Source organism: Planotetraspora sp. A-T 1434 (assembly GCF_025420585.1).
In the GTDB taxonomy this organism is placed as follows: domain Bacteria; phylum Actinomycetota; class Actinomycetes; order Streptosporangiales; family Streptosporangiaceae; genus JAOEGB01.
The window spans coordinates 54,889-77,363 of sequence record NZ_JAOEGB010000032.1 but is presented as its reverse complement, the minus strand read 5'-3'; the positions used below and the strand labels follow the sequence as shown (position 1 = coordinate 77,363).

Sequence of the window (22,475 nt, the reverse complement as noted above, 5' to 3'; positions counted from 1 at the left end):
CGGAGGAGCCGAATCCACGTGGGAGGCGCGCGACGGCGGGGTCGGCCAGGGTGAACGCGACCGGGGTACCCGGTGCGCCCCCGACCGAAGCGGATGGCGTTTGGTCTTCATCCCGCAAGGTGCCCTGTGCTTCTTCGCACACGCGACTCAGCTGTCGAATTGGCCAAGAAAGAAACCTGGAATGGAGGGTGGCAGCACCGGGGGGCCACCGTAGTGCGCTCGCGCACGGCCCTTGCGCAGCGCGTTGTCCCGTTGCGGGATCGTCAATCGGTCCGGGTGCGGAGGCTCCGCGCCAGGGTGGGGATCATCACCGTCGCAGGGACGAGGTGTAGTCCGAGGAGGGCGGTGGTGGTGGCGGTGTTCGCCCCGGAGAGGAGGGGCGGGACCAACGAGATCGCGGTCAGCGACACTGCTGTCGGTACCCGGATCCGCTCCTCATCGGCTCGGCCGAACTGGCGCTGAATCCCGACGAGGCCCACCCCAGATGTTCCCGCGGTTGTGAGGACCGCGTGCGGCCGGCCGGGGGCGGGTCAGTCAGGGTCGTTCAGGGCGTCGTCCAGCGGGACCAGCCCCTGCTGCAACCCGAAGATCGCGGCCTGGGTGCGGTCCGCCAGCCCCAGCTTGGCCAGGATGCTGGAGACGTGCGCCTTCACGGTGTCCTCGGTGATGGCCAGCGTCCTGGCGATCTGCCGGTTGGACCGGCCGCGGGCGAGTACCCGCAGCACGTCCAGCTCCCGGGGGGACAGTGGGTCGACCGGGCGGTGCGCGCCCGCCTCGCGGACCTTGCGCACCAGTCGCGCGGCGATCCGCGGCTCCAGCAGGCTCTCGCCGCGGGCCGCGGCGCGCACCGACTCGACGACCTGGTCCACGCCGGCGGACTTCGACAGGTAGGCGAGCGCGCCCGCGCGTACCGCGGCGAGCAGGTGCTCGTCGGCCTCGGACGAGGTGAGCATGAGCACCTCTGTGCCCGGCCGGTCCCGTTTGATCTGCGCCAGCACGCTGAGGCCGTCCTGCCCGGCCAGGAACAGGTCCAGCAGGACCACCGTCGGCTCCAGCGCATGCACCGCGCGCAGCGCGGCGGCGCCGTCGGCGCACTCGGCCACCACCTCGATGTCCTCCTCCTGGTCCAGGAGGAGGCGCAGCCCCTGCCGGACGACCTTGTGGTCGTCCACGATCAGCACACGGATCACGGCCGCTCCCCAGGCAGCCGGACCAGGACCGTGGTGCCGTCGCCGGGTGCCGAGTCGACCTGGAGGTCGCCGCCCAGCTCGGTGACCCGCTCGCGCATCATCGGCAGGCCCATGCCGTGCCGGTCGCCGGCGCGCTCCGGGTCGAACCCGGCGCCGTCGTCGGTGACCGACAGCAGCAGCCCGCCGTCGACCGCGTCGAGGCGTACCGCGATCCGGGTCGGGTGGGCGTGTCTGACCGCGTTGGCCAGCGCCTCCTGCGCGATGCGCAGCGCCGCGTGCTCGACCGCCGGCGCCACCGTCACCGGTGCCAGCTCGGTGGCGATCGGCACGCCCAGCCGGTCGCCGTAGGCCGCGCACAGCCCGGCCAGCGCGGCCGCGAGATCCGCGTCGCGCAGCGCCACCGGGCGCAGCTCCAGCAGCAAAGCCCGCATCTCGATCACCGTACCGGTGGCGGTGCTCTCCATCGCCTCGACTCGGCCGAGCAGCGGCGAGCCGGCCGGCAGTGCCCGGCGCAGGCCGCCGGCGAGCAGCCGCAGCGAGTACAGGTCCTGCGAGATGGAGTCGTGCAGCTCGCGGGCGATGCGGGCGCGCTCGCCGGCGCCGGCGAGCTGCCGCTGGACGGACATCGCCTCGGCCAGGCGGACCGCCATCCGGTTGAAGTTCGCCTCCAGCTGGCCCACCTCGTCGGTGCCGGACACGGGTACCCGGTGGTGGTAGTCGCCGTCGGCGACGGCGACCGTGCTCGCCGCCAGCCGGCGCAGCCGGCCGATCAGCGTCTTGGTCGACAGCAGGCCGAAGACCACTCCGACCGGCAGCGCGGCGAGGGTGACCAGCAGCCCGATAATGAGCAGCGGCCCGACGTCGGTGCCCGGCGAGGTGAGGTCCGCGCCGAGCGGGAGCCGGTCGTCGTAGGGAACCTGGACGTAGACGTAGCCGATCGCCTGGCCGGCGCCGTCGATCCCGGCGTTCGGCTTGCCGTCTGCCGCCAGCAGGTTCACCGGCGCCAGCGCGCAGAGCACCGGGCCGAGTGTGGTGTCCGCCTGACCGTTCTCCCCCTTGGCCATCTTCGGCGACACCGCGAGCGCGCCAGCCGGCAGCGTCACCACGCCGGGACCGCCGAACGCCGCACCGGCCGGGTACCCCGGCGGGTACGAGCTGGCGGCGATCCGGCCATCCAGGTTGAGCAGCACCGCCAGCGACAGCGGCTTCCGCTCGTCCTGCCGTGCCGCCGTGTATGGGATGCGGACCCCCTCGCCGCCCGCCTCCATCCGGACCTCGCGGGGCGCGAGCACCAGGCCCGACTCGCCGAGCTGGATCTCGCTGCCGGTCGGCAGCCGGCCCAGCCGGCCGGCGGCGGCCAGCACCTGCGCGGCGTAGTCGTGCGCCGTGATGCCGACGAGCAGGCTGCGGTCCCGCTGCTTGCTATCCGCCACCAGGCGGGGCACCAGGAGTACCAGCGTCACCAGCTCGACCACGGCGACCGCCGCGGCGGTGACCAGGACGTACGAGGCGGCCATCCGCAGCCGCAGTCCCTGATGCCGGGCCATCGCCTCACCCCCTTCCGGCATTATCGTGCGCCGGCCGCCGCCGGCGTCACGCGGTGCGCAGCGCCTCGGTCGGCGCCAGCCGCGCGGCGCGCAGTGCCGGGTAGACCCCGGCCACCGCGCCGATGACCACAGCGGCGGCCAGCCCGGCCGCCACCGCCAGCGGCGGGATCAGCGGTTGCCAGCCGTGCCGGTACGCCAGCGCGTGGGTGACCGCGGTGCCGGCCAGAACACCCACCGTGCCGCCGGCGGCGCCGAGCACCAGGGACTCCACCAGGAACTGCACCGCGACGTGGCCTCGGGTGGCGCCGAGCGCCCGGCGCAGCCCGATCTCGCCGCGCCGTTCCAGCACCGAGATCACCATGACGTTGGCGATGCCGATGCCGCCGACCAGCAGCGCCACCGCGCCCAGGCCGAGGAACAGCGCGGTGCCTGCGTCGGCCGCGGCGAGGCGGGCGACCAGCGCCTCCGCCGGCTGGCTGACCATGACCTGGGACGGGTTCTGCGGGTTGGTGGCCCGGGCCAGCATCCCGCGTACCTCGGTCGTCCGCGCCACCTCGGTCCGCACGTAGATGCGGGTCGGGTGCCCGTCGTAGCCGAGCCGGTCGGCGGCGACCGCCAGGCCGACCAGCGCCGAGCTGTCGATCTCCGGGGCCAGCTCGACCGGGCGGAGGATGCCGACGACGGCGTACCATGCGCCGCCGACCGAGACGCGCGGGTCGCCGGCCAGGTCCGCAATGCCGAGTGCCTGGGCGGCCCGGTGCCCGAGTACCATCGCCGGGTACCGCGCGGTGGCCTCGGTCAGGAACGTGCCGGCGGCCAACTGACCGTCCAGTGTGGACAGCAACGCGGTGTCGGCCGCGCGGATGCCCACGCCGCCGGTGGTGTCCAGTTCGGACCGGGCCGCGACGGGGCCGTGCAGGTCGGCGGTCGCGCTGGCGGCGAGCACCCCCTCGGTACCGGCGATTACGCCGGTCGCGGTCGCCGGCAGGGGCACCTCCGAGCCGGCCAGGCTCTGCCCGCTGACCACGGTCAGCAGGTTGGTGCCGAGCCGGTCGATGCGGGCCAGCAGGTCTGCCTGGCTGGAGCGGGTGATGCCGAGCACGGAGACCACTGCGGCGATGCCGATGGCCACCCCGAGCATCGACAGCACCGCCCGGACGCGGCGGCTGCGCAGCCCCACGGTGCCGACCGCGAGCAGGTCGGCGGCGCGCAGCCGGGACCGCGGCGTCATGCCGGGCCGCCGGTGTCGTGCACGACCAGGCCGTCGCGTAGCTCCACCCGCCGGTTGCCGGCCGCGGCCACCTCGGCGTCGTGGGTGATCACCACTATCGTGGTACCGTCGGCGTTCAGCTCGCGCAGTAGGTCGAGGATGGCGGCGCCGGTGACGGTGTCCAGGTTGCCGGTGGGTTCGTCGGCGAACAGCACCGCCGGCCGGCCGACGAGTGCCCGGGCGATCGCCACCCGCTGCTGCTCGCCGCCGGAGAGCCGGCCGGCCGGCTGCCGGGCGCGGTGCCCGAGGCCGACCCGGTCCAGCGCGGCCGCCGCCGCCTGCCGCCGCTGCTTTGCCGGTACGCCCCGGTACAGCAGCCCGGTGGCGACGTTGTCCAGCGCGGTGAGGTGTTCGAGCAGGAAGAAGCGCTGGAACACCACTCCCAGCCGGTGCGCGCGGACCCCGGATACGCCCCGGTCGGACAGCCGCTCGATCGGCTCGCCAGCGATCCGCACCGAGCCGCCGGTCGGCCGGTCCAGCCCAGCGGCGAGGTTCAGCAGCGTGGTCTTGCCGGAGCCGGACGAGCCGACCACGGCCACCAGCTCTCCACTGTGGATGGTGAGGCTGATGCCAGCGACCGACGTCACCGGCGGCGTGCCCGGGTGGACCTTCCGGACGTCGCGCAGCTCCAGTACCGGGGTCATCGCGCCGGCACCTCCACCAGCTGGCCCGGCGTCAGCGCGCCGGTCACCTCCACGGTGCCGGCGACCTCGTCGTACAGGCCCGGCCGCACCTCGACGTAGTCCCCTGTGGACAGCCGCACCCGGAAGCCGCCGCCGGGCTTCGGGGTCAACGCGGCCAGCGGAACCAGTAGCACGTTCTGCTTCGTCGCCGAGCTGACCAGCAGGCCGACCGGTGCCTGGTCCAGATCGGCCGTGCCGGACGGCAATGTCAGCTTCACGGTCACCTGCACGGTGGCGACGCCGGGTTGGCCGTTCTGGTCCTGCTGCGCGGTGGCGACCCGGCTTATCCGCGCCAGCGTGCCGGGGACCGGTGCCGCGCCGGCCACGGTTACCTTCACGGCGTCACCGGGGTTCAGCGACCCGCTGCGCCCGGTCGGGATGTCGGCGGTCACCACCCGGTGGGTGGAGGTGGCGGTCAGAACCCGTATCCCGGGGCCGACCCGCGTGCCGACCGCCGCCTGCGGCTGGGCGATCCGCAGCGCGCCGGGCGCGAACACCACCGCGCCCAGCGGCAGCGCGCCGGTGCGCTGCGCGGCCGGCAGGCCCCACTTCGCCTGCCACCGGCGCACGGCCGCCGCGGTGGCCGCGGTGAACGTCTCGTCCACCGTGATGCAGCGCCCAGGGTCCAGGCCGAGCGCGACGATGTTCTTCTCCAGCTGCCGCACGTCCGGCCCGGCCGTCATCCCCAGCCGAAGGTCCCGGTACGCTGGGACCGCCCCGTACAGCAGTCGCACCGGCTGGTTCGCCACCGCGTACAGGGCGGCGCCCCGGGTGACCGTCGAACCCGCCTTGGCGAGCGCGGTGAGGATGCCGGCCGCCGCCTGGTGCGCCACCGGGTAGCTGCCGTCGAAGCCGAGCGTGCCGGCGAACCGCACCCGCTCGACGACCGTCCCCCGAGTGACCGGCGCGGTGCCGGTCGACACCTGCGGCGCGGGCGGCGCCGACGCCGGCCGCCCCAGCACCGCCATCGCGGCGCCGGCCAACCCGACCCCGAGCCCCACCACCACCGCGATGGTCCCCACCCGTCGACCCCAGGGCGCGGTCATGACCGTTCCACCCCGCCGTTCCAGTACTGCTCGCACGCCTGCCACGCGGCGACGATCCGGGCCGACTTGCCCTCCTTGATGGCGGCGTTGTCGAGCGGGAACGAGCCATCTGGCTTGGGATCGGGCCACTCCGACACGCCCTGCTCACGTATGCACCGGGACCACTCCCGCAACGCCGGCACGTCCTCCGCGGTCGGCTTGCGCTGCTGGTCGCCGCCGTGCCCCGGCTTTTCGAAGACGGACGCCGGCAGCCGCTCCTGGATCGACTTGCACGCCTCCGCGGCCGCGGCCAAGTTTCGCTTGGTGGCCTCGTCGACGGTGGTCTCGTCGGGCAGGACCACGCGCCCGTTCTCCGCCTTCACATCGGGCAGGCCCGGCGCCCCGTTGCTGCGGATGCACCGGACCAGCTCGTTCACGACGGATTGAATCTGGGCATCGCTCAGCGTCGACGAGGCGGACGGGGCGGCATCACCGCCGCCGGAGCCGCATCCGCCGAGCGCGAGACCGGCCGACAGCATGGCTGCCACCCAGTACCGATGCATGGTTTTGAACTGCAAGATGCCTCCTCGGGAGCCGTTGGCCACGGGTGTCTGCACCACCGACGCTCCCAGCTCCCGCCGGCCGCGGCATCGCCGCGCGGTGGCGCCCCGCTCCCCCTTTGGTGGGTACGGCGGCCGCCACGAAGGAGGGGGGTCAGCCGAGCGCCATCGGCTTCGCCTCGCGGTAATGGCGCCTCTTTTGGGAACTCTCAAGCCATGATTCGCACCAAGATCAAACGCCCACTTCTGCCGCGAGCCGAGCGCTCATGCCGATGAGGGGATGCGATGAGGTTGCGGTGCCGCTGGGCGGGCGTCGGAGATCCGAATGCGTGTCACGTCCGGCTCTGCCGATGAGTCACGTGTAGAGGGAGGCGAGGGCCTTCGCTGTGGTGGCTAGCTTGGCGCGCAGGGCCGGCGGTTCGAGTACCTCGCATTCCGCGCCCAGCTTGAGGAACTCGCCGTGGGCATGGATCAGCGACTCGATCGGGACCGTCGCGGTGACCCAGCCCAGGCAGTCGGGGGCCGATGCTGTCTCGTCCACCGCTTTGACCGCCTGGGAGCTCATGCACTCGGTGAGTCGCTCCCTGCCGGTCGGCGACAGCCGGATGACGGCATGGCCTTGGATGAGGCGCGCACGGAAGTCGACCAGGTGGTCCCGCCAGAACGCACCGAGGTCGAAGCCGTTGGGGCGAGTAAAAGTCTCGTCCGCCACCTGGAGGTCGAGGATCTGGTTGACGCGGTACGTCCTCATCGTCCCCTCGCACCTGGCGACGAGGTACCACTTGCCCGCCTTGAGGACCAGTCCGTACGGCTCCAGCGTGCGCTTGATTTCGTACGGCTCGCGCCAGCGATGGTAGAGCACGTGGATGATCCGCTTGTTCCAGACCGCGTCGGCGACGGCCGGAAGGTGGGGGATCTGGTCGCCGTCGTGGTACCAGCCGGGTGCGTCCAGGTGGAAGTGCTCGCGGATACAGCGGGAGCCTTCACGGAGGTCCGCGGGGAGCGCCGCCTCGATCTTGAGCTCGGCGGCCGCGGCGAGCGCGCCCAGGCCGAGGTCGGCGGCGGGGCCGGGCAGCCCAGCGAGGAACAGCACTTGGGCCTCCTTCTCGGTCAGCCCGGTCAGCCGAGTGCGGAAGCCGTCGAGCAGCTGGTAACCACCTTCGTGTCCGGCCTCGCCGTACAGGGGAATCCCCGCGGCGTGCAGCGAGTCCACGTCCCGGTAGATGGTGCGCACGCTGACCTCCAGCTCGTCGGCGAGCTGCTGTGCCGTCATGCGGCCACGGGCCTGAAGGAGCAGAAGTACGGACAGAAGCCGAGAAGCTCGCATACCACTGACAATACGTGTCAGTGGACCATGCGTATGGTCCGGTCATGGCATTCATCGAGAAGCACATGCGGCCTGTGGGCCCGGTAAGAATCAACGGCCGACCGTACAAGTGCTATCACGTCGACAGCCCCGGCCACGAGCTGGAGTCCGAGGTGGAGAAGGCGGCGTACGAGTTCGCTCCTCAGCTTGTCCCGCCGCCCGCCCACGACTCCCCGGCCGGTTGGATCGTCCTCCACCGGGGCGGGGACACCGGCGCCTACCTGCTCGTTTACACGTGGTCGTGGGACAACGTGGTGGAAGCGCACGTGGCCGCGGCGGGTCAGCCCGCACTTGGGTGCCCGGACGAGGACCCCACGCATTTCATCCGCCAGACCAGACACTTCGTCGGATGCGTCTGGGAGCTGCCCGCACTTGAGCACGAGCGGCCGTCGTTCGTCCGGCACATGCTGGTGCCCGACGAGCCGGACCTCGACGCGTACATGGCCGACGTTCGCCCGGCCGGATTGGTGGGACTGTGAACAACTTCGACTTCTTGGTCGGCACCTGGGACGTCGCCAACCGCAAGCTGCTGAAGCGCGGCGTCGGCAATGATGAATGGGAGGAGCTCCCGGCCCGGTCGGTCGTCCGCAGCTTCTTCGGCGGCGCGGGCAACTTCGACGAGATCACGTTCTCGACCAAGGGCTACAGCGGGGCGACCGTCCGGCTCTACGACCCAAGACGGACTTGTGGTCCCTGCATTGGATCGACGGCAGGGTCGGCATGCACCCGGTTCCCTGCGTGGGGCGGTTCGGCGACGACGGGGTGGGCCGGTTCTTCGCCGACGACTCGTGGGAGGGCCGGGCGATCCGGGTGCGGTTCCTCTGGTCCGCGATCACGCCCACATCCTGCCGCTGGGAGCAGGCGTTCTCCTACGACGGCGAGGAGACCTGGGAGACCAACTGGATCATGGACTTCACCCGCGTAAGCTAGCGAAGACTGCCGTCCATCCAAGGGCGGGGCATCCGTGCTCGAAACGTCCTCTTCTGCCGCTGGGTGGGCGTCGGAGATCCGAATGCGGGTCACGTCCGGCTCTGCCGAGATGAGTGCGATGTGGCCGCCCATAGGGCAGCCACATCGGGAAGTTCACGGCTGGGTGGTGAGTCCATCCAACGTCGAACGGACCGGCGTGGCTGTGCGCTGGAGGAGGTTCTCGAGTTCCGGTCCGGTGGTGGAGAACTCCCCCCGGCGTGCTGCGTGGAACATGCCGAGCAGCATGTTCGCCTGATCCGCGGGTACACCGTGGTCGATCATTGTGGCCGTCCACGCCGCGTCGTCGGTGACGACCCGGCGGATGGTGCGTCCGGTGAGTTCGGTGAGGATGCCGGCGATGTCCGCAAGGTCGAGCGCGTCCGGTGCGGTCAGTGGCGGGGTCGGACCATCGAACCGGCCCTCGTCGGCGAGGATGATCGCTGCCGCCTCAGCGAGATCGGCGTGCGTGGTCCAGGACACGGGCCCATCGGCCGGCGCGACGAGCTCGCCCGTCTCGAGCGCCCGGCCGAGTAGATGCCGGGCGGTGCTGGCGTAGAACCCGTTCCGGAGCGCCGTGAATGGTGTGCCCGTTTTCGATAGGTAGCGCTCGGTGGCGGCATGGTCGGGCATCGGCGCGAAGACCGAATCCTCGGCGGCGCCCTGATGGCTGGTGTAGAGGATGCGCTTGGCGCCGGCATCGCGAGCGGCGTCGATCGCCGCGACGTGCTGGGCAACCGCTGCCTCGCCCGTCTGGTCCGTCGAGACGATGAGCACCTGCGTTGCGCCCTCGAACGCATCGGCGAGGGAGTGGGGGTCGGTGAAGTCGCCGCGCCGCACGCGTACCCCGCGGGCGGCCAGGCCGCTAGCGCGGTCGGTGTTGCGGACGCTCACGCCGACCTGGTCTGCCGAGATCCGATCGAGCAGCCGATCAACGATCTGGGAGCCGAGCTGGCCGGTACCGCCGGTAATGATGATCATGTTCGCCCTCACGTGCTAACGCTGGAACGATTCAAATGCTACCAGTGTTAACAACTAGGATAGCAAGTGTTCGTTATCATTGGAAGCATGGCAGAGGCTAGGCCGGATAGCGCCAGCAGGCACAAGGCGCGAGCGAACATTGTGGAGTGCGCGGCGCAGCTCCTGCGCGAGCAGGGCGCAAGCGCGGTCACCACCCGTGCGGTCGCGCAGGCGGCCGGCATGCAGGCGCCGACCATCTATCGGTTCTTCGAGGACAAGGACGCGCTGCTCGACGCCGTCGCCGAACACGTCTTCGCCACCTACGCCGCAGGGAAGACCCTCGTCGAGGACAGCGGCGACCCGATTGCAGATCTTCGGGCGGGGTGGGACACGCATATTGGCTTCGGTCTCGCCAACGCAGCGCTGTTCGGTCTCCTCGCCGACCCTAGCCGTGCGGCTCGTTCGCCGGCGGCGGCCGCCGGCCTGGAGGTTCTGCGCGCCCGGGTGCACCGCGTTGCGGCAATCGGCCGGCTTCGGGTCCCAGAAAGGCGCGCCGTCGAACTGATCCACGCCGCCGGCGCCGGCGCCGTGCTCACCTTGCTCTCCACCCCGCCGGAACACCGGGACCTCGACCTTGCGGACGCGATGTACGAGGCGGTGATGCGATCGATCCTCACCGACGTGCCGACGCTTCCCGCGGACAGCGCGACCGCGGCCGCTGTCGCATTCCGGGCCGTCACACCGAAGCTGACAATGCTCACCGACGCCGAGCGCGCCTTGCTGTCGGAGTGGCTGGATCGAGCCGGCGACGGCCCAACCACCCCCGGTGCCTCAGCTAGCCCCGACTGAGACCGCGATCAGGTGCCGTCCAAGGTTGACCGCATCCGCAAGCGGAGAAAGCGGGCGAGTTCGCCAACGGCAGTTGCTGTGGATCCACAGCCGACGGCGGCTGGGCCCGATCCGGGCGAGGTCGATGACACGCGGACGTAGGTGCAGGTGGGCATGTGTCCGTCGGGGTGAAGACGGACTGATACGCAGGCTTCCGCTCATGCCGCCGTGCGCGCGAACGCGCGACGATGCCGCAGACGCTCCATCATGCTGCTGTTTCGATGCCCTCGCTGCTGTCGGTGCCGTCTGGCAGACTGCCGCCATGCTTGATCACTTGTCGATTCAGTGCGGAGACCTCGTCAAGAGCGCGGCCTTCTACGACGCTGTTCTGGCGCCGCTCGGCGGCCGACGGATCATGGAATTCGGTCCAGTCATCGGATACGGCGTTGACCGCCCCACGTTCTGGATTGGCCAGCAGTCGACCGGCGACGGTTTCCGCGAGTCGCACATCGCTTTCGCGGCAACCGACCGGCTGTTGGTCGATGCCTTCTTCGCCGCGGCCATCGGCGCCGGCGCGGAGGTCCTGCATGAGCCGGGAGTCTGGCCGGAGTACCACCCGGACTACTACGGCGCCTTCGTACGCGATCCCGACGGCAACAATGTCGAGGCAGTCTGCCACCAATCCCGCTGAACTCACCGCTTCATCCACGCTCCGGAGCACGCATGCCCGTCCCACCGAACATGCCCTCTTCTGCCGCGGACCGGGCGTCACGATACGTGACGGAGGATCGGCAGCGCCTGACACGGTCATGCCGATGTGCGTACGTCGCAGCCAGTGGCCTACGGCGCGTCCCGCAACGGCCAGACCTCGACAACACCGTCCGCGACGGCGCAGGGGGTCCTTGACACGAGCTGGATGGCTTCCTCCAGCGTTGCCGCTTCGATGATCGCGAACCCGGCGACTGGGAGAGCCGACGACATGAACGATCCGCTCTCCACGCTCACGCCGGCAGCGTCGTGGTTTCGCACCCGTACGGGCGAGCCAGCGATCCCCATATCGGCTCCCGCCGCACGCAAGCGAGTGTCATGTGCGTGTGCCTGGTCGCGGACCGCGGCGTCGGTGCGGTCGTAACCTTCCTGGTCGCCATACCCGATGGTCACAAATTTCGCCATAGCGTCCTCCTTTGGTTCGTCCCGACCGCTCGCAAGTACTGCCCTTCATCGCGCACTCAACTCATCGGTGCGTCCGATGCTCCGCACACCGGGGTCAGCCGCCGATGTCCGCTCATGCCGCGAGTCGCGCGCTACGCAACGTCACGCCCACGGATGAGTAGTCGCCCCGCTCCGTTCCTGCCGATGACCTGGATGTGAGGCCGTTGCAAGACGGTGAGCGCGGCTTGTGCGGCACTCGTCGATCGTGGACACCGGTGATGTGTGGCGGCCTGCAGCAGGGCCTGGGCGTCGAGAGCGACGCCGCAGCCGATGTCGGCGATGCGGCTGAGTCCGTGCTCGTCGGCGAAATCCAGCAGGGTGCGGAAGAAGCCGTCCTTGGCGTCCATGTAGTGGAACCAGGTCAGGTCGTACAGGTAACCGATGCTGCGCTCGTAGAAGTGCGGGTGTAGACGTGCCCACTCCTGGTTGAGAAACCGGCGCAGGCGCTCGAAGTCGGTGAGCGTGGGATCGAAGTGTTCGCCGAGATAGGCCGCCAAGCGTCGCCCCGCCATCTGAATGTCGGGATACGCCCTGACCCACGCTCTGCCGGTCATCGGGCAGGTCCCTCCGCCCACACCGCAGTCACGGTGGCGTTCGGTACGGCCTGGCAGGTGCCGGTGGCAGCGGCCTGCCAGATGGCCTCGATGACCTGGAGGATGTGCAGGGCGAGGTCGCCCGTCGCCTGGCCTCGACCGCCGCTGCACAGGGTGCCGGCGAGGTCGAGGACGCCCATCCCGCGGCCGATCCCGTCCGCTCCGATTACTTAAGGTGACGAATGAACGTCAATAAGCGACTGGGGGTCAAGGGGTCGCAAATTTCGCCCGTTGCCGTATCGATGGGGCTGCCCGGTCAGATCGGAGGTCCAGATGCGGATGAGCTTGGCGAGCGGGCTGTCTTACGGCATCACCATGGTCTCGCCCTGCTCCGCCCCGGCCAGCATCTCAGCGAGAAGGGGGTGGTGGGCGACTCGGGCGAGCCGGCACTGCCGCCGGGCTTCGAGGATCGATGCTCGGCGCTGCAACTCAGGAGAGGCGTCGTCGATCGCCGCTGCGAGCTCCAGGTTGAACGCTCGGGTGGTGTGGAAGGCGAGCGATCGGCCGGCTCCCACCACTGGCCGCATGAAAGGCACTCGCGGATCCCGCACATCTGGAGGGAGCTGATGGGGAACCAGCGGCGACAGAACACGTCGTGCGAGAGACCGCCGAATATTCCTACTTCCTGCAGGAGTACGGGCAAGCCGCTTGGAATGTCGCCGACGGCCCGAAGCTGAAGTTGCCTGACGCCAGAGTGGGCTGTGGGACAGGGTCACGTAGACCATGGCTTCTGCCGATCCCGGTCGGAACGCGCCACGCCTGCACAGCGCGATTACTCGCGGGCGTTTGCCCATGATGGCGACGGCCTGAGCCTGTCTTCAGATGTCGCTGCCGTCTGGAGAGGACTCCAACGTCACTTGGGCCAGCACGGCCTGTCTGATCAAGAAGGGACTCGTCTATGCGTCCGAGCATGGACACGTCGCGTACACAGTGCCGCGCATGGCCGGCGGACGTCAGCAGCCGCCAGCCAAGCGATTGACGAGGGTATCAGTCGAGGGATAGCCCTGCGGCCGGAGTCACCCGGGCGGCCCGGCGTGCCGGGAGAACAGCGGCGAGGAGTCCGGCCAGGGCGGCGATGAGGACGACGACGCCGAGTAATGGCCAGGGGACTTGCATGGTGGCGTCGCTGAGAGCCCGCTTCACAATCGTCTCGTAGCCGACCCAGGCGAACCCGACGCCGATCACGGTGCCGAGCAGGGTGGCCACCACCGACAGCAGCACTGCCTCGGTCGCCAGCATCCGCCGCAGCTGCCTGCGGGTGAGCCCGAGCGCGCGCAGCATCGCGTGTTCGCGGGCGCGTTCGAGTACGGAGAGCCCCAGGGTGTTCGCGATCCCGATCAGGGCGATCACGACGGCGATGCCGAGCAGGCCGAGCGCTGACCAGGCGTAGATTCCCAGCTGTTGGTCCAGCGACTCCCAGGTCCGCAACCCGTTCTCGATCGTCGCGCCAACCGGATCCGCCAGCTCGTCCAGGTCACCGCCGAGTTGAGCCGGGTCGGCGCCGGAGGAGGCGCGGATCCAGATGGCATGCGGCTCGGGGGCGTCGGTGAGCGTCGCCAGCGTCTCGGGCGCGACCACGCCCACCGGGCCCCAGCCGGAGCCGACGGCGACCTGCAACTGGGCTCGCCGGTCGCCGACGTGCACCGTGACCCGGTCACCGGGCCGGAGACTCAGGTTCTTGCCGAAGGCCTCGGAATCGATTCCGATCTTCCCCGGCTCCACCCGGGCGAACGCCCCGCCGTCGCGGGCCACTTGCGCCGCGGCGGGCGCGATGACAACCGGGATCGCTTTGTCGAGCCCGGCCACTCGGGCCACGGCGCCGTCCACTGGAATGGCCTGCTCCACACCGGGAGTGTGACGTACCCGGTTGAGGAGGTCAGTGGTGACCGGCTCCTTGGGCGAGGTGAGCGCGACATCGATGGGGTGGTCCCTACCGATCTGCTCATCCAACGACGAACGCCACGTGGCCATCCCGGTGAGTACGGCGGTCGTCAGGGTGACGCCGACCAGCAGGGAGGCAGTGGTGGTGGCGGTCCGCCGCGGATTGCGCACAGCGTTCTTGGTCGCCAGCCGCCCGGCGGGGCCGAGCAGCGCGCCGGTGATCCGAACCAGGCGGGGAACGAGCACCGGCCCGAACAGGAGTACGCCGGCGAACACCGATCCTCCGCCTGCCACCATGAGCGCCGTACTGTCCTGGACCATCGCCAGCCCGAGCAGGGTCAGCCCGGTGACCAGGAGGATCGCAGCGAGCGCCAGCCGCACCAGGCCGGTGGCCGTGTGTACGTCGACCGCGGTATCCGGGCGCAGCGCCGCCAGCGGGCTCACCCGGACCACACGCCGGGTCGGCAACCAGGACGCGACCATGGTGACCACCAGTCCGACGGCGAACCCCCCCAGCAGCCAGGGCGTGGGCAGCTCGGCGGCGCCCATCGGGATGGTGGGCGTGAGGGCGTTGATCAGGGCGATCAGCCCGTAGCCGAGACCGATACCGACCAGTGTCCCGGTCAGCGACGCGAGCACCCCGACGACGGCCGCCTCGCGGCGTACCGAACGCACCACCTGCCGCCGGGTCGCGCCGATGCAGCGCAGCAGTGCGAAGTCGCGGAGTCGTTGCGCGAACAGGATGGAGAACGTGTTCGCGATGACCAGGACCGAGACAAAGAGCGCGATGCCGGCGAACAACAGCAGCATCACCGACAAGCTGTTCACCCTGTTCTGGACATAGGTCAGCCGCTCCGCGGCGAACCCCTCCGGCGACTGGGCTTTCGCGCCTTCCGGGAGCTGACCTACCTCCCCGCGCACCGCCACCGCGGTCAGATGGATGTGGTCGCGCCACTGCAGCAACTGCGGCCAGGTGACGTACATCGCGGCCTGGGCCGGGGGCGAGGGCGACTCCACGAGACCGACCACTCGTGCGTCGCGCGCGGCGGCGCCCTCGCCGATCCGAACCCGGTCGCCGACCTCGATATTCTCGGCCAGGGCGAAATACACGTCCACCACCGCCTCGCCCGTGCCTGCTGGGAAGCGACCCGAGCTGAGCTTCTGCCAGCGCCACTCCTCCGAGGTGGCGATCGGCCCCACGGTCGTTTCGGAGAGCCGCCGGCCGTTCGCGCGCGCCGGCAGCGTTGCCCGGCCGGTCGCGGCCGCGTTCTCACCGTGTCGCTCGGTGAATGCGATCGCGGCCTTCGGGTCCAGCACGGACGCTGGCCATCCCACCGCCGAGACCACGTGGTCGGCATTGCGGTACGGCGCCCCCAGGCCGTCCATGAGTCCGCTATGTGCCCCGGACGTGAGCACGCCGACCACGACGACGAAGGCGACTGCGACGGCGACCGCGATCGCCGCTGCGACGTACCTGCGGATGTGGGTGCGCAGCGACGCGAGGAAGACGGTACGCATCAGACGATCCGCCCGTCCTGCATGGTGACCACGTAGTCGGCGTACGCCGCCGCGTCCCGTTCGTGGGTGACCATCACGACGGTCTGGCCAAGCTCGCGCGCCGACTGGCGGAGGTGATCCAGCACCTCCGCCGACGTGGTGCTGTCCAGGTTTCCAGTGGGCTCGTCGGCGAACAGCAGGTCCGGCTGGGTGATCAGGGCCCGGGCGATCGCGACCCGCTGCTGCTGGCCGCCGGACAGCTCTGTGGGCCGGTGGCCGAGCCTGTCGGCCACGCCGAGGATATCGGCGAGCATGTGCGCGCGCTCCCGTGCCGCGTCGTCGATCCGGCGATCGCCCAGCTCAAGCGGGAGCACGATGTTCTCGCCCGCGGTGAGCGTCGGCAGCAGGTTGAACGACTGGAACACGAAGCCGATGTGCTCGCGGCGGAAAATCGTGAGCGTGTCGTCATCGAGTGATCCGAGGTCGGTGCCGGCCACGGTGACGGTGCCGCCGCTGGGCTGGTCGAGTCCGGCCAGGCAGTGCATCAGCGTGGACTTGCCCGACCCGCTCGGCCCCATGATCGCGGCGAACCTACCTCGTGAGAGGTCGAGGTCGATGCCCCGCAGGGCATGCACCTGGGTATCGCCTTGGCCGTAGGTCTTGGTCAGATTCCGCGCGCTGGCGGCCACGGTTTCCTGAGTGGCCTGCTGGGTGGTGGTCGTCATGCCGCCAGTCAAGGCAGCGTGGTGTTGTCAGCACGTATGCGGTTTTCGATACGCCGACGATATGCTCCGGCTCGTAGCCTCGGGAGCATGCGTGTGTTGATCGTCGAGGACGAACCCTATCTGGCAGAAGCCATCCGCGATGGCCTACGCCTGGCAGCGATCGCCGCCGACATCGCCGGTGACGGTGACACCGCTCTGGAACTGCTGAGCATCAACGCCTACGACATCGCCGTCCTCGACCGTGATATCCCCGGCCCCTCCGGCGACGAGATCGCCAAACGCATCGTCGCCTCCGGCAGCGGCATGCCCATCCTCATGCTCACCGCCGCCGACCGCCTCGACGACAAGGCCTCCGGGTTTGAACTCGGCGCCGACGACTACCTCACGAAGCCCTTCGAACTCAGAGAACTCGTGCTCCGTCTCAGAGCACTCGACCGCAGGCGCGCCCACAACAGACCACCCGTGCGAGAGATCGCAGGGCTGCGTCTTGATCCGTTCCGCCGCGAGGTCTACCGCGACGGCCGCTACGTCGCGCTCACCCGGAAACAGTTCGCCGTGCTCGAAGTCCTCGTCGCTGCCGAGGGCGGTGTCGTCAGCGCCGAGGAACTCTTGGAGCGAGCGTGGGATGAGAACGCCGACCCCTTCACCAACGCCGTGCGCATCACTGTCTCGGCACTGCGCAAACGGCTCGGCGAACCTGGGGTCATCGCCACCGTGGCCGGCGTCGGCTACCGCATCGACACAGCACCCGGCACCAGACGTGAGGGAGGGAACCGTGGATAGTGCGCCTGGTTTGAGCGTCCGTCTCAAACTTGCCCTCAGCTATGCCGGGTTCGTCACGCTTGCAGGTGCCTTGCTACTCGCGGCCGTGTGGGTGTTCCTTCGGCGTTATGTGGCCGACGGTGTGCTCTTCACTCCGGGTCGTTTTGTTCCCAACCGGCCCGACCCCCTGCATGCTTTCGCTCCGGCGGCAGCCGCAGTGTTCGCGTTCCTGCTGGTGTTCGGTCTCGCGGGAGGGTGGATTCTCGCCGGCCGCATGCTCGCCCCGCTGACCCGCATCACGGACGCTACACGCATGGCCGCGAACGGATCACTCTCCCACCGAATCCGGCTACAGGGCCGCAGAGATGAGTTCCGCGAACTCGCCGACGCCTTCGACACCATGCTCGCACGGCTCGAAGCACACGTCGCCGAACAGCAGAGATTCGCAGCCAACGCCTCTCACGAACTGCGCACTCCGCTGGCGATCTCGCAGTCACTTCTCGACGTGGCCCGCAATGATCCGACACACGACCATGGCGAACTCGTCGACCGCCTTCACTCCGTCAACGCTCGAGCGATCGACCTCACTGAAGCGCTACTCGTGCTCAGCCGCGCTGACCAGAGGTCCTTCACCCGACAACCTGTCGACCTGTCCCTACTCGTAGAAGAGGCCACCGAAACACTGCTCCCGCTCGCCGAGAAACGCGGTGTCACCGTCCATACCTCCGGTGACATCACCCCGGCTATCGGGTCGCAAGCGCTCCTGCTGCAGATGACGACGAACCTTGTGCACAACGCGATCGTGCACAACCTGCCTGGGCAGGGCACCGTGTGGGTCGAGACCACCGTCCGCCCCGAGACCGTGGTGCTCACTGTCGAGAACACCGGCGAGAAGCTGTCCCCACAGTTGGTCTCGACACTCACCGAACCGTTTCAGCGCGGCACCGGAAGGATACGCAACGACCACGCAGGCGTCGGCCTCGGCCTGGCAATCGTCAAGAGCATCACCCAAGTACACGACGGATCCCTCACTATCGTCCCGCGCCCTGCGGGCGGACTCCGTATCGCCGTTCAACTACCCACCCCACCACCGCATGCAGCCAAATAGTCAAGTACGGACGTTGGCCGGCCCGTCAGGACCGGCGAGGGCGGGGTTGCGCATCGCGCCGGTCACGACGACCGGCACCTCCCCGTTGTGGAGCAGGTCGAGCAGATAGGCGGTCTCCTCGATGGTGTCGGTGTGCTCGTGGGGTCATTGTCACGGCCGAGCACCGAGTGCGCCGCCGTCCAGGAGCCCTCTTCCTGACGCGACGCCTTCTCCCGGCCCGCGCGACTCTCCAGCCCCGGGTCCCGGCTCCGGTGACTGCGCTCGCGATGACTCCTTTGCCCGAAATCTAGGGCTTAGGGCTGCTTTAGTGGCCGCTCTTAGCGTTTGAGCAGTGATCAGATCCGGGTCACCATCCCGGCCGTGCCCGCGAAGTGTGCGGGCGGCGCGGACGCGGCTCGTTGGAGGAGCGCATGGGGGACATACCGGTACGACTTCTGTCCGTCGGGACGGCGCTGCCCGGCCCGCCCATCGACACCGCCGCCCTGGCCGCGGCGTTCGGCATGGACCAGGTGTGGCGGCAGTGGGTCGACACGTTCATCGGGACCCGGACGCGTCACCTGGCGGTCGACCTGTCCACCGGCGAGCGGCGGGAGGGCCTGGCCGATCTCGGTGAGCGCGCCGCGGCCCAGGCGCTCGCCCGGGCCGGTGTGTCCGCCGAGGACGTCGACGTGGTGGTGTTCGGCACCGCTACTCCCGACACGCTGATGCCGGCCACCGTGAACGTCGTCGCCGACCGGCTCCGCATCGACGGCGTGCCGACGTTCCAGCTCCAGTCGGGCTGCTCGGGGGCGGTGCAGACCTTCGACGTCGCGGCCTCGCTGCTGTCCACCGGCCGGTACCGCACGGCGCTGGTGATCGGGGGCGACGTGATCGCCAAGCACTACGACGTCAAGGCGGACCTGACGGCGCTGCCGCCGGACGAACTGGTCAACTACGTGCTGTTCGGCGACGGCGCGGGCGCCGCCGTACTCGCCGTGGGCGACCATCCGGAGGCGCCGGTGGTCCGGTCGGTGCTCACCCGGCTGTCCGGTCTCGGCCGCGCGCCCGGCCAGACCCTGCGCTGGTACGGCCTGGCCGACCGCGACGAGGGCGAGGCGCCGGCCAGCGAGGACTACAAGGCGATCGAGGAGCACGTGCCGGTGCTCGCCGAGGAGACGGCCGACGAACTGCTGGACGACCTCGGCTGGGATCGCGCGGAGGTCGGCTACATCCTGCCGCCGCAGTTGTCCGTCACGATGACCGCGAAGATCACAGAAAGGCTCGCCTTCCCGGCGGCCGAGGAGGTCTCCTGCGTCGCCGACACCGGCAACAACGGCAACGCCCTGCTGTTCTTCCAGCTCGACCGGCTGCTGCCCGCGATGGCGCGGCCGTCGCGGGCGATCGCGGTCGCCATCGAGTCGAGCAAGTGGATCAGGTCCGGTCTCGCCCTGGAGCGTGTGTGATGACGGCCGTCATCAGTCGGGCCGACTTCGTGGACCTGCTGCGGGACGAGATCGGCCTCGCCGTGGCCGCCGAGGACCTGGGCCGGACGTTCGACGAGGTGCCGGGCTGGGACTCGCTGCACCTGCTGACCATGCTCGTGCTGCTCGAGAAGCGGGTCAGCCGGCCGCTGTCGCTGCCCGACTTCCTCGACGCCGCCAGCCTGGAGACGATCTACGAGTTGGTGAACCGATGACCGGGCAGCCGTTCCCTCCTCAGCGCAGGCACACCCTGTTCTTCCTCGACCAGATCCGCGACTTCTCGCCGGTCTTCCTCGACACGGAGGTGGACGCCACCGCGATCGTCGCGGGGCGGGAGCGGGCCCGCCGGGCGGGAGAACGTCGCTCGGTCGTCTCCTACGTCGTGCACGCGGCCGCCGGTGTCCTGGCCAAGCACCCGGAGGCCAACGCCGCGATCCACGGCGGGCTCGACCCGGTCGTCGCCTCCTACGACACGGTGGCGGCCAAGGTCACCCTCGACAAGACGTGGGAGGGCCGCCGGGTCGTGCTCGCGACCGTGATCCCCGGGCTGGAGTCGGCGTCGCTCGCCGACGTGCAGGCCCACCTGGACCGGGCGGCGGCGGCCGACCCCGGCACCGCCGAGGAGTTCGCCGGCATCCGCGCGCTGCGGCGGCTGTCCTGGCGGGAGGCGCTCGACCGGTTCCGCGAGGCGGCCGGGCTGCTCGACCGCCGGCCAGTGATCACCGGCACGTTCAGCGTCACCTCGCTCGGCCACCGAGCGGTCGACGGCTTCCACTCGGTCGGCGGGACCACGATCACCCTCGGGGTGGGCCGGATCGCCGACCGCCCGGTGGCCAGGGACGGGGCGGTGGTGATCGCCCCGGTCATGCGCCTGTCGCTGGCCTTCGACCATCGCGTGATCGACGGCGCGGAGGCGGCCGACGTGCTCACCGAGATCAAGGACGCGCTGGAGGCGTACGAGGAATGAACGACCTGACGGAACTCAAGCGGTTCGTCGTTGCGCACGCGATCTCGCAGGGCCTGCCCGCCGACCACTACGCGGCCCTGCTGGACCGCGTCACCACGGACGCGGGCGACGAGCCAGGTTCCTGGCCGTACGAGTGGATCCGCGCCGGCGACGAGTGGGACGCGGCGGGACAGACGGCCCTCGCCGCCCAGTACTACACGATGGGCCGGTTCCCGTACGTCGACGGTCCGGGCCGCAAGCGCGCGCTCGCCCGCGGCCTGGACGCGTTCGACCGGTGGCGGCGCGGCGTGCCGGGCCTGGAAGCGGTCGTCGTGGAGGTCGGCGGGGTGCCGGTGCGGGTGTGGGCCGCGGGGCTGTCGGCCGAACGGCCCCGGCCGCTGCTCGTGATGACCGGCGGCATCGTGAGCCCCAAGGAGCAGTGGGGCGCGGTGCTGCCGCAGATCGCGTCCTTCGGCATGGCCGGGGTCGTGGCCGACCTGCCCGGCGTCGGCGAGAGCCCGCTCCGGTACGGCCCCGACGCCTGGACCCTGTTCCCGGCGATCCTCGACGCGCTGGAGGGCCGGGCCCGGGTGAACGAGACGTACCTGCTCGCGCTGAGCTTCAGCGGCCACGCGGCGATCACCGCCGCGCTGCGCGACCCGCGGGTGCGCGGCGTGGTCGGCAACGGCCCGCCGATCCACGACTTCTTCACCGACGCCGACTGGCAGGCCCGGGTGCCGAAGATCACCCGTGACACGCTCGCGCATCTCACCGGAGTGCCGCCGGAGGCCGTGTTCGCCCACGTGCGCGACTGGGCCCTCCGCGACGCCGACCTGGCCGCGCTCACCGTGCCGCTCGCCGCGGTGACCGCCAGGCGCGACGAAATCATCCCTCCCGGCGACGTCGAACGCCTGAAGCGGCACGTACGGGACCTGCGGCTGGTCGAGCACGACGACGTCCACGGCGCCCCCTCCCACCTCGCCGAGACCCGGGTGTGGAGCCTGCTCGCCGTGCAGCGGATGCGGCCCGACGCCGATCCGGAGGTGATGGCGGCGCTGACCGCGGCCCTGGAGGCCGCCCGGGCGGGAGCGGGCCGGTGACCGCCGCCGCGCGGATCCGGGACGACTGGCTGCGCGAGTACGCCCCCGCCGCGCCGGACGCCCCCTGCCTGGTGGCGTTCCCCCACGCCGGAGGCTCGGCGGGCTTCTTCGTCCCGCTCGCGCGGGCCCTCGCCCCGGCGGTGCGCGTGCTCGCCGTGCAGTACCCCGGACGCCTGGACCGGCGGCGCGAGCCCGCCGTGGAGGACGTGCGCGCGCTGGCCCGCCGGGTGGCCGAGGTGATCGCCGGGGAGCCGGACGGCGCCCGCACGGCCTTCTTCGGGCACAGCATGGGCTCCCTGGTGGCGTTCGAGACGGCGCTGCTGGCCGAGCGGGGTCTCGGCACGCCCCCGGAGCGGCTGTTCGTCTCCGGCGGGCGGGCCCCCGCCCTCACCCGCGTGGACCCGGAGATCCTGCGGGACGACCGGTCCCTGCTGGAGGAGGTGCTGTTTCTCGGCGGCACCTCGCGGAAGGTGCTGGAGAGCGCGGACCTGCGCGAACTCGTGCTGCCCGCGCTGCGCGGCGACTACCGGGCGCTGCGCGCCTACCTGCCTGAGCCCGGTGCCACGGTCCGCTGCCCGATCACGGCGCTGGTCGGCGACCGCGACCCGCGGGTGACGGTCGCCCAGGCCGACCGGTGGCGGGAGCACACCACCGGCCCCTTCCGGCTCACCGTCCTGCCCGGAGACCACTTCTACCTGACCCGGCGGCTGGAGGACGTCTCGGAGACGGTACGGCGAGGGCTCGCCGTACCCGTCTGATCCCCGCCGGCCGCCCGCACCACGACTGAGAGTGAGGC

Annotated in this window: 26 protein-coding genes and 1 pseudogene; 11 read left to right on the top strand and 16 right to left on the bottom strand. The window is 70.6% G+C overall.

What is annotated here, in order from left to right:
- Positions 1-263 precede the first annotated feature (263 nt).
- From N5079_RS35675 to N5079_RS30805, 8 genes and pseudogenes are all read right to left on the bottom strand, one after another.
- Positions 264-485, bottom strand: a pseudogene (locus N5079_RS35675) (DUF6069 family protein); the annotation flags it as partial.
- Positions 486-530: 45 nt separating this feature from the next.
- Positions 531-1,190, bottom strand: coding sequence for a response regulator (locus N5079_RS30835; RefSeq protein WP_261587688.1), 660 nt, complete (start codon positions 1,188-1,190; stop codon positions 531-533).
- A complete protein-coding gene (locus N5079_RS30830) occupies positions 1,187-2,737 on the bottom strand; it encodes an ATP-binding protein (RefSeq protein ID WP_261587687.1) in 1,551 nt (516 codons plus the stop codon). The genes N5079_RS30835 and N5079_RS30830 overlap by 4 nt, the downstream gene beginning before the upstream one ends.
- 46 nt (positions 2,738-2,783) lie before the next feature.
- A complete protein-coding gene (locus N5079_RS30825) occupies positions 2,784-3,968 on the bottom strand; it encodes an ABC transporter permease (RefSeq protein WP_261587686.1) in 1,185 nt (394 codons plus the stop codon).
- On the bottom strand, positions 3,965-4,651 hold the full coding sequence (locus tag N5079_RS30820) for an ABC transporter ATP-binding protein (RefSeq protein ID WP_261587685.1): 687 nt from the start codon (positions 4,649-4,651) through the stop codon (positions 3,965-3,967). Before N5079_RS30820 ends, N5079_RS30825 begins: the two co-directional genes overlap by 4 nt.
- Complete coding sequence (locus N5079_RS30815) at positions 4,648-5,736, bottom strand: efflux RND transporter periplasmic adaptor subunit (protein ID WP_261587684.1); 1,089 nt, start codon at positions 5,734-5,736, stop codon at positions 4,648-4,650. The genes N5079_RS30820 and N5079_RS30815 overlap by 4 nt, the downstream gene beginning before the upstream one ends.
- The gene (locus N5079_RS30810; protein WP_261587683.1) at positions 5,733-6,293 is read right to left on the bottom strand and encodes a hypothetical protein; all 561 of its coding nucleotides are present in this window, start codon (positions 6,291-6,293) and stop codon (positions 5,733-5,735) included. The genes N5079_RS30815 and N5079_RS30810 overlap by 4 nt, the downstream gene beginning before the upstream one ends.
- A 337-nt stretch (positions 6,294-6,630) precedes the next feature.
- A complete protein-coding gene (locus N5079_RS30805; protein WP_261587682.1) occupies positions 6,631-7,602 on the bottom strand; it encodes a helix-turn-helix transcriptional regulator in 972 nt (323 codons plus the stop codon).
- Between the two features lie 44 nt (positions 7,603-7,646).
- On the opposite strand from N5079_RS30805, the gene N5079_RS30800 reads away from it, so the two are divergent.
- Together N5079_RS30800 and N5079_RS30795 are read left to right on the top strand one after the other, a co-directional pair.
- The gene (locus N5079_RS30800; protein ID WP_261587681.1) at positions 7,647-8,120 is read left to right on the top strand and encodes a hypothetical protein; all 474 of its coding nucleotides are present in this window, start codon (positions 7,647-7,649) and stop codon (positions 8,118-8,120) included.
- Between the two features lie 205 nt (positions 8,121-8,325).
- On the top strand, positions 8,326-8,571 hold the full coding sequence (locus N5079_RS30795) for a hypothetical protein (protein WP_261587680.1): 246 nt from the start codon (positions 8,326-8,328) through the stop codon (positions 8,569-8,571).
- Between the two features lie 153 nt (positions 8,572-8,724).
- Here N5079_RS30795 and N5079_RS30790 read toward each other — a convergent pair whose 3' ends face one another.
- Positions 8,725-9,588, bottom strand: a complete 864-nt coding sequence (locus N5079_RS30790; protein ID WP_261587679.1) for an NAD(P)H-binding protein — start codon at positions 9,586-9,588, stop codon at positions 8,725-8,727.
- Positions 9,589-9,675: 87 nt separating this feature from the next.
- Here N5079_RS30790 and N5079_RS30785 point away from each other — a divergent pair, with 87 nt between their 5' ends.
- A complete protein-coding gene (locus N5079_RS30785) occupies positions 9,676-10,416 on the top strand; it encodes a TetR/AcrR family transcriptional regulator (protein WP_261587678.1) in 741 nt (246 codons plus the stop codon).
- A gap of 301 nt (positions 10,417-10,717) precedes the next feature.
- The gene (locus tag N5079_RS30780; RefSeq protein WP_261587677.1) at positions 10,718-11,086 is read left to right on the top strand and encodes a VOC family protein; all 369 of its coding nucleotides are present in this window, start codon (positions 10,718-10,720) and stop codon (positions 11,084-11,086) included.
- A gap of 149 nt (positions 11,087-11,235) precedes the next feature.
- On the opposite strand, the gene N5079_RS30775 is transcribed toward N5079_RS30780, so the two are convergent.
- The 6 genes from N5079_RS30775 to N5079_RS30750 all read right to left on the bottom strand — a co-directional run bounded on the left by N5079_RS30775 (position 11,236) and on the right by N5079_RS30750 (position 16,303).
- Positions 11,236-11,568 carry a YciI family protein gene (locus N5079_RS30775; RefSeq protein ID WP_261587676.1) on the bottom strand — a complete coding sequence of 111 codons (333 nt, stop codon included), beginning with the start codon at positions 11,566-11,568 and terminating at the stop codon, positions 11,236-11,238.
- Positions 11,569-11,699: 131 nt separating this feature from the next.
- The gene (locus N5079_RS30770) at positions 11,700-12,161 is read right to left on the bottom strand and encodes a hypothetical protein (protein ID WP_261587675.1); all 462 of its coding nucleotides are present in this window, start codon (positions 12,159-12,161) and stop codon (positions 11,700-11,702) included.
- The gene (locus N5079_RS30765; RefSeq protein ID WP_261587674.1) at positions 12,158-12,340 is read right to left on the bottom strand and encodes a hypothetical protein; all 183 of its coding nucleotides are present in this window, start codon (positions 12,338-12,340) and stop codon (positions 12,158-12,160) included. Before N5079_RS30765 ends, N5079_RS30770 begins: the two co-directional genes overlap by 4 nt.
- A gap of 162 nt (positions 12,341-12,502) precedes the next feature.
- Positions 12,503-12,727, bottom strand: a complete 225-nt coding sequence (locus N5079_RS30760) for a hypothetical protein (protein WP_261587673.1) — start codon at positions 12,725-12,727, stop codon at positions 12,503-12,505.
- A gap of 460 nt (positions 12,728-13,187) precedes the next feature.
- Entirely contained in the window at positions 13,188-15,599 is a 2,412-nt protein-coding gene (locus N5079_RS30755; RefSeq protein WP_261587672.1) for an ABC transporter permease, read from the bottom strand.
- Positions 15,599-16,303, bottom strand: coding sequence for an ABC transporter ATP-binding protein (locus N5079_RS30750; protein ID WP_261587671.1), 705 nt, complete (start codon positions 16,301-16,303; stop codon positions 15,599-15,601). Before N5079_RS30750 ends, N5079_RS30755 begins: the two co-directional genes overlap by 1 nt.
- 87 nt (positions 16,304-16,390) lie before the next feature.
- Here N5079_RS30750 and N5079_RS30745 point away from each other — a divergent pair, with 87 nt between their 5' ends.
- Both N5079_RS30745 and N5079_RS30740 read left to right on the top strand, forming a co-directional pair.
- Complete coding sequence (locus N5079_RS30745; RefSeq protein ID WP_261587670.1) at positions 16,391-17,086, top strand: response regulator transcription factor; 696 nt, start codon at positions 16,391-16,393, stop codon at positions 17,084-17,086.
- Complete coding sequence (locus tag N5079_RS30740) at positions 17,079-18,173, top strand: sensor histidine kinase (protein ID WP_261587669.1); 1,095 nt, start codon at positions 17,079-17,081, stop codon at positions 18,171-18,173. The genes N5079_RS30745 and N5079_RS30740 overlap by 8 nt, the downstream gene beginning before the upstream one ends.
- Here N5079_RS30740 and N5079_RS30735 read toward each other — a convergent pair whose 3' ends face one another.
- The gene (locus N5079_RS30735) at positions 18,174-18,296 is read right to left on the bottom strand and encodes an asparaginase domain-containing protein (protein WP_261587690.1); all 123 of its coding nucleotides are present in this window, start codon (positions 18,294-18,296) and stop codon (positions 18,174-18,176) included.
- A 287-nt stretch (positions 18,297-18,583) separates the two neighbouring features.
- Between N5079_RS30735 and N5079_RS30730 the strand changes: the two genes are divergently transcribed.
- From N5079_RS30730 to N5079_RS30710, 5 genes are read left to right on the top strand one after another with little or no spacing between them, the layout of a single operon-like run.
- Complete coding sequence (locus tag N5079_RS30730; protein WP_261587668.1) at positions 18,584-19,615, top strand: 3-oxoacyl-ACP synthase III family protein; 1,032 nt, start codon at positions 18,584-18,586, stop codon at positions 19,613-19,615.
- Positions 19,615-19,848, top strand: a complete 234-nt coding sequence (locus N5079_RS30725) for a phosphopantetheine-binding protein (RefSeq protein ID WP_261587667.1) — start codon at positions 19,615-19,617, stop codon at positions 19,846-19,848. Before N5079_RS30730 ends, N5079_RS30725 begins: the two co-directional genes overlap by 1 nt.
- Positions 19,845-20,600 (top strand): 2-oxo acid dehydrogenase subunit E2, encoded by a 756-nt coding sequence (locus N5079_RS30720; protein WP_261587666.1) that lies wholly within the window; start codon positions 19,845-19,847, stop codon positions 20,598-20,600. The genes N5079_RS30725 and N5079_RS30720 overlap by 4 nt, the downstream gene beginning before the upstream one ends.
- A complete protein-coding gene (locus N5079_RS30715) occupies positions 20,597-21,679 on the top strand; it encodes an esterase FrsA (RefSeq protein ID WP_261587665.1) in 1,083 nt (360 codons plus the stop codon). Before N5079_RS30720 ends, N5079_RS30715 begins: the two co-directional genes overlap by 4 nt.
- Positions 21,676-22,437: a thioesterase II family protein gene (locus N5079_RS30710; protein WP_261587664.1), complete on the top strand. Its 762-nt coding sequence runs from the start codon at positions 21,676-21,678 to the stop codon at positions 22,435-22,437. Before N5079_RS30715 ends, N5079_RS30710 begins: the two co-directional genes overlap by 4 nt.
- Positions 22,438-22,475: the final 38 nt, after the last annotated feature.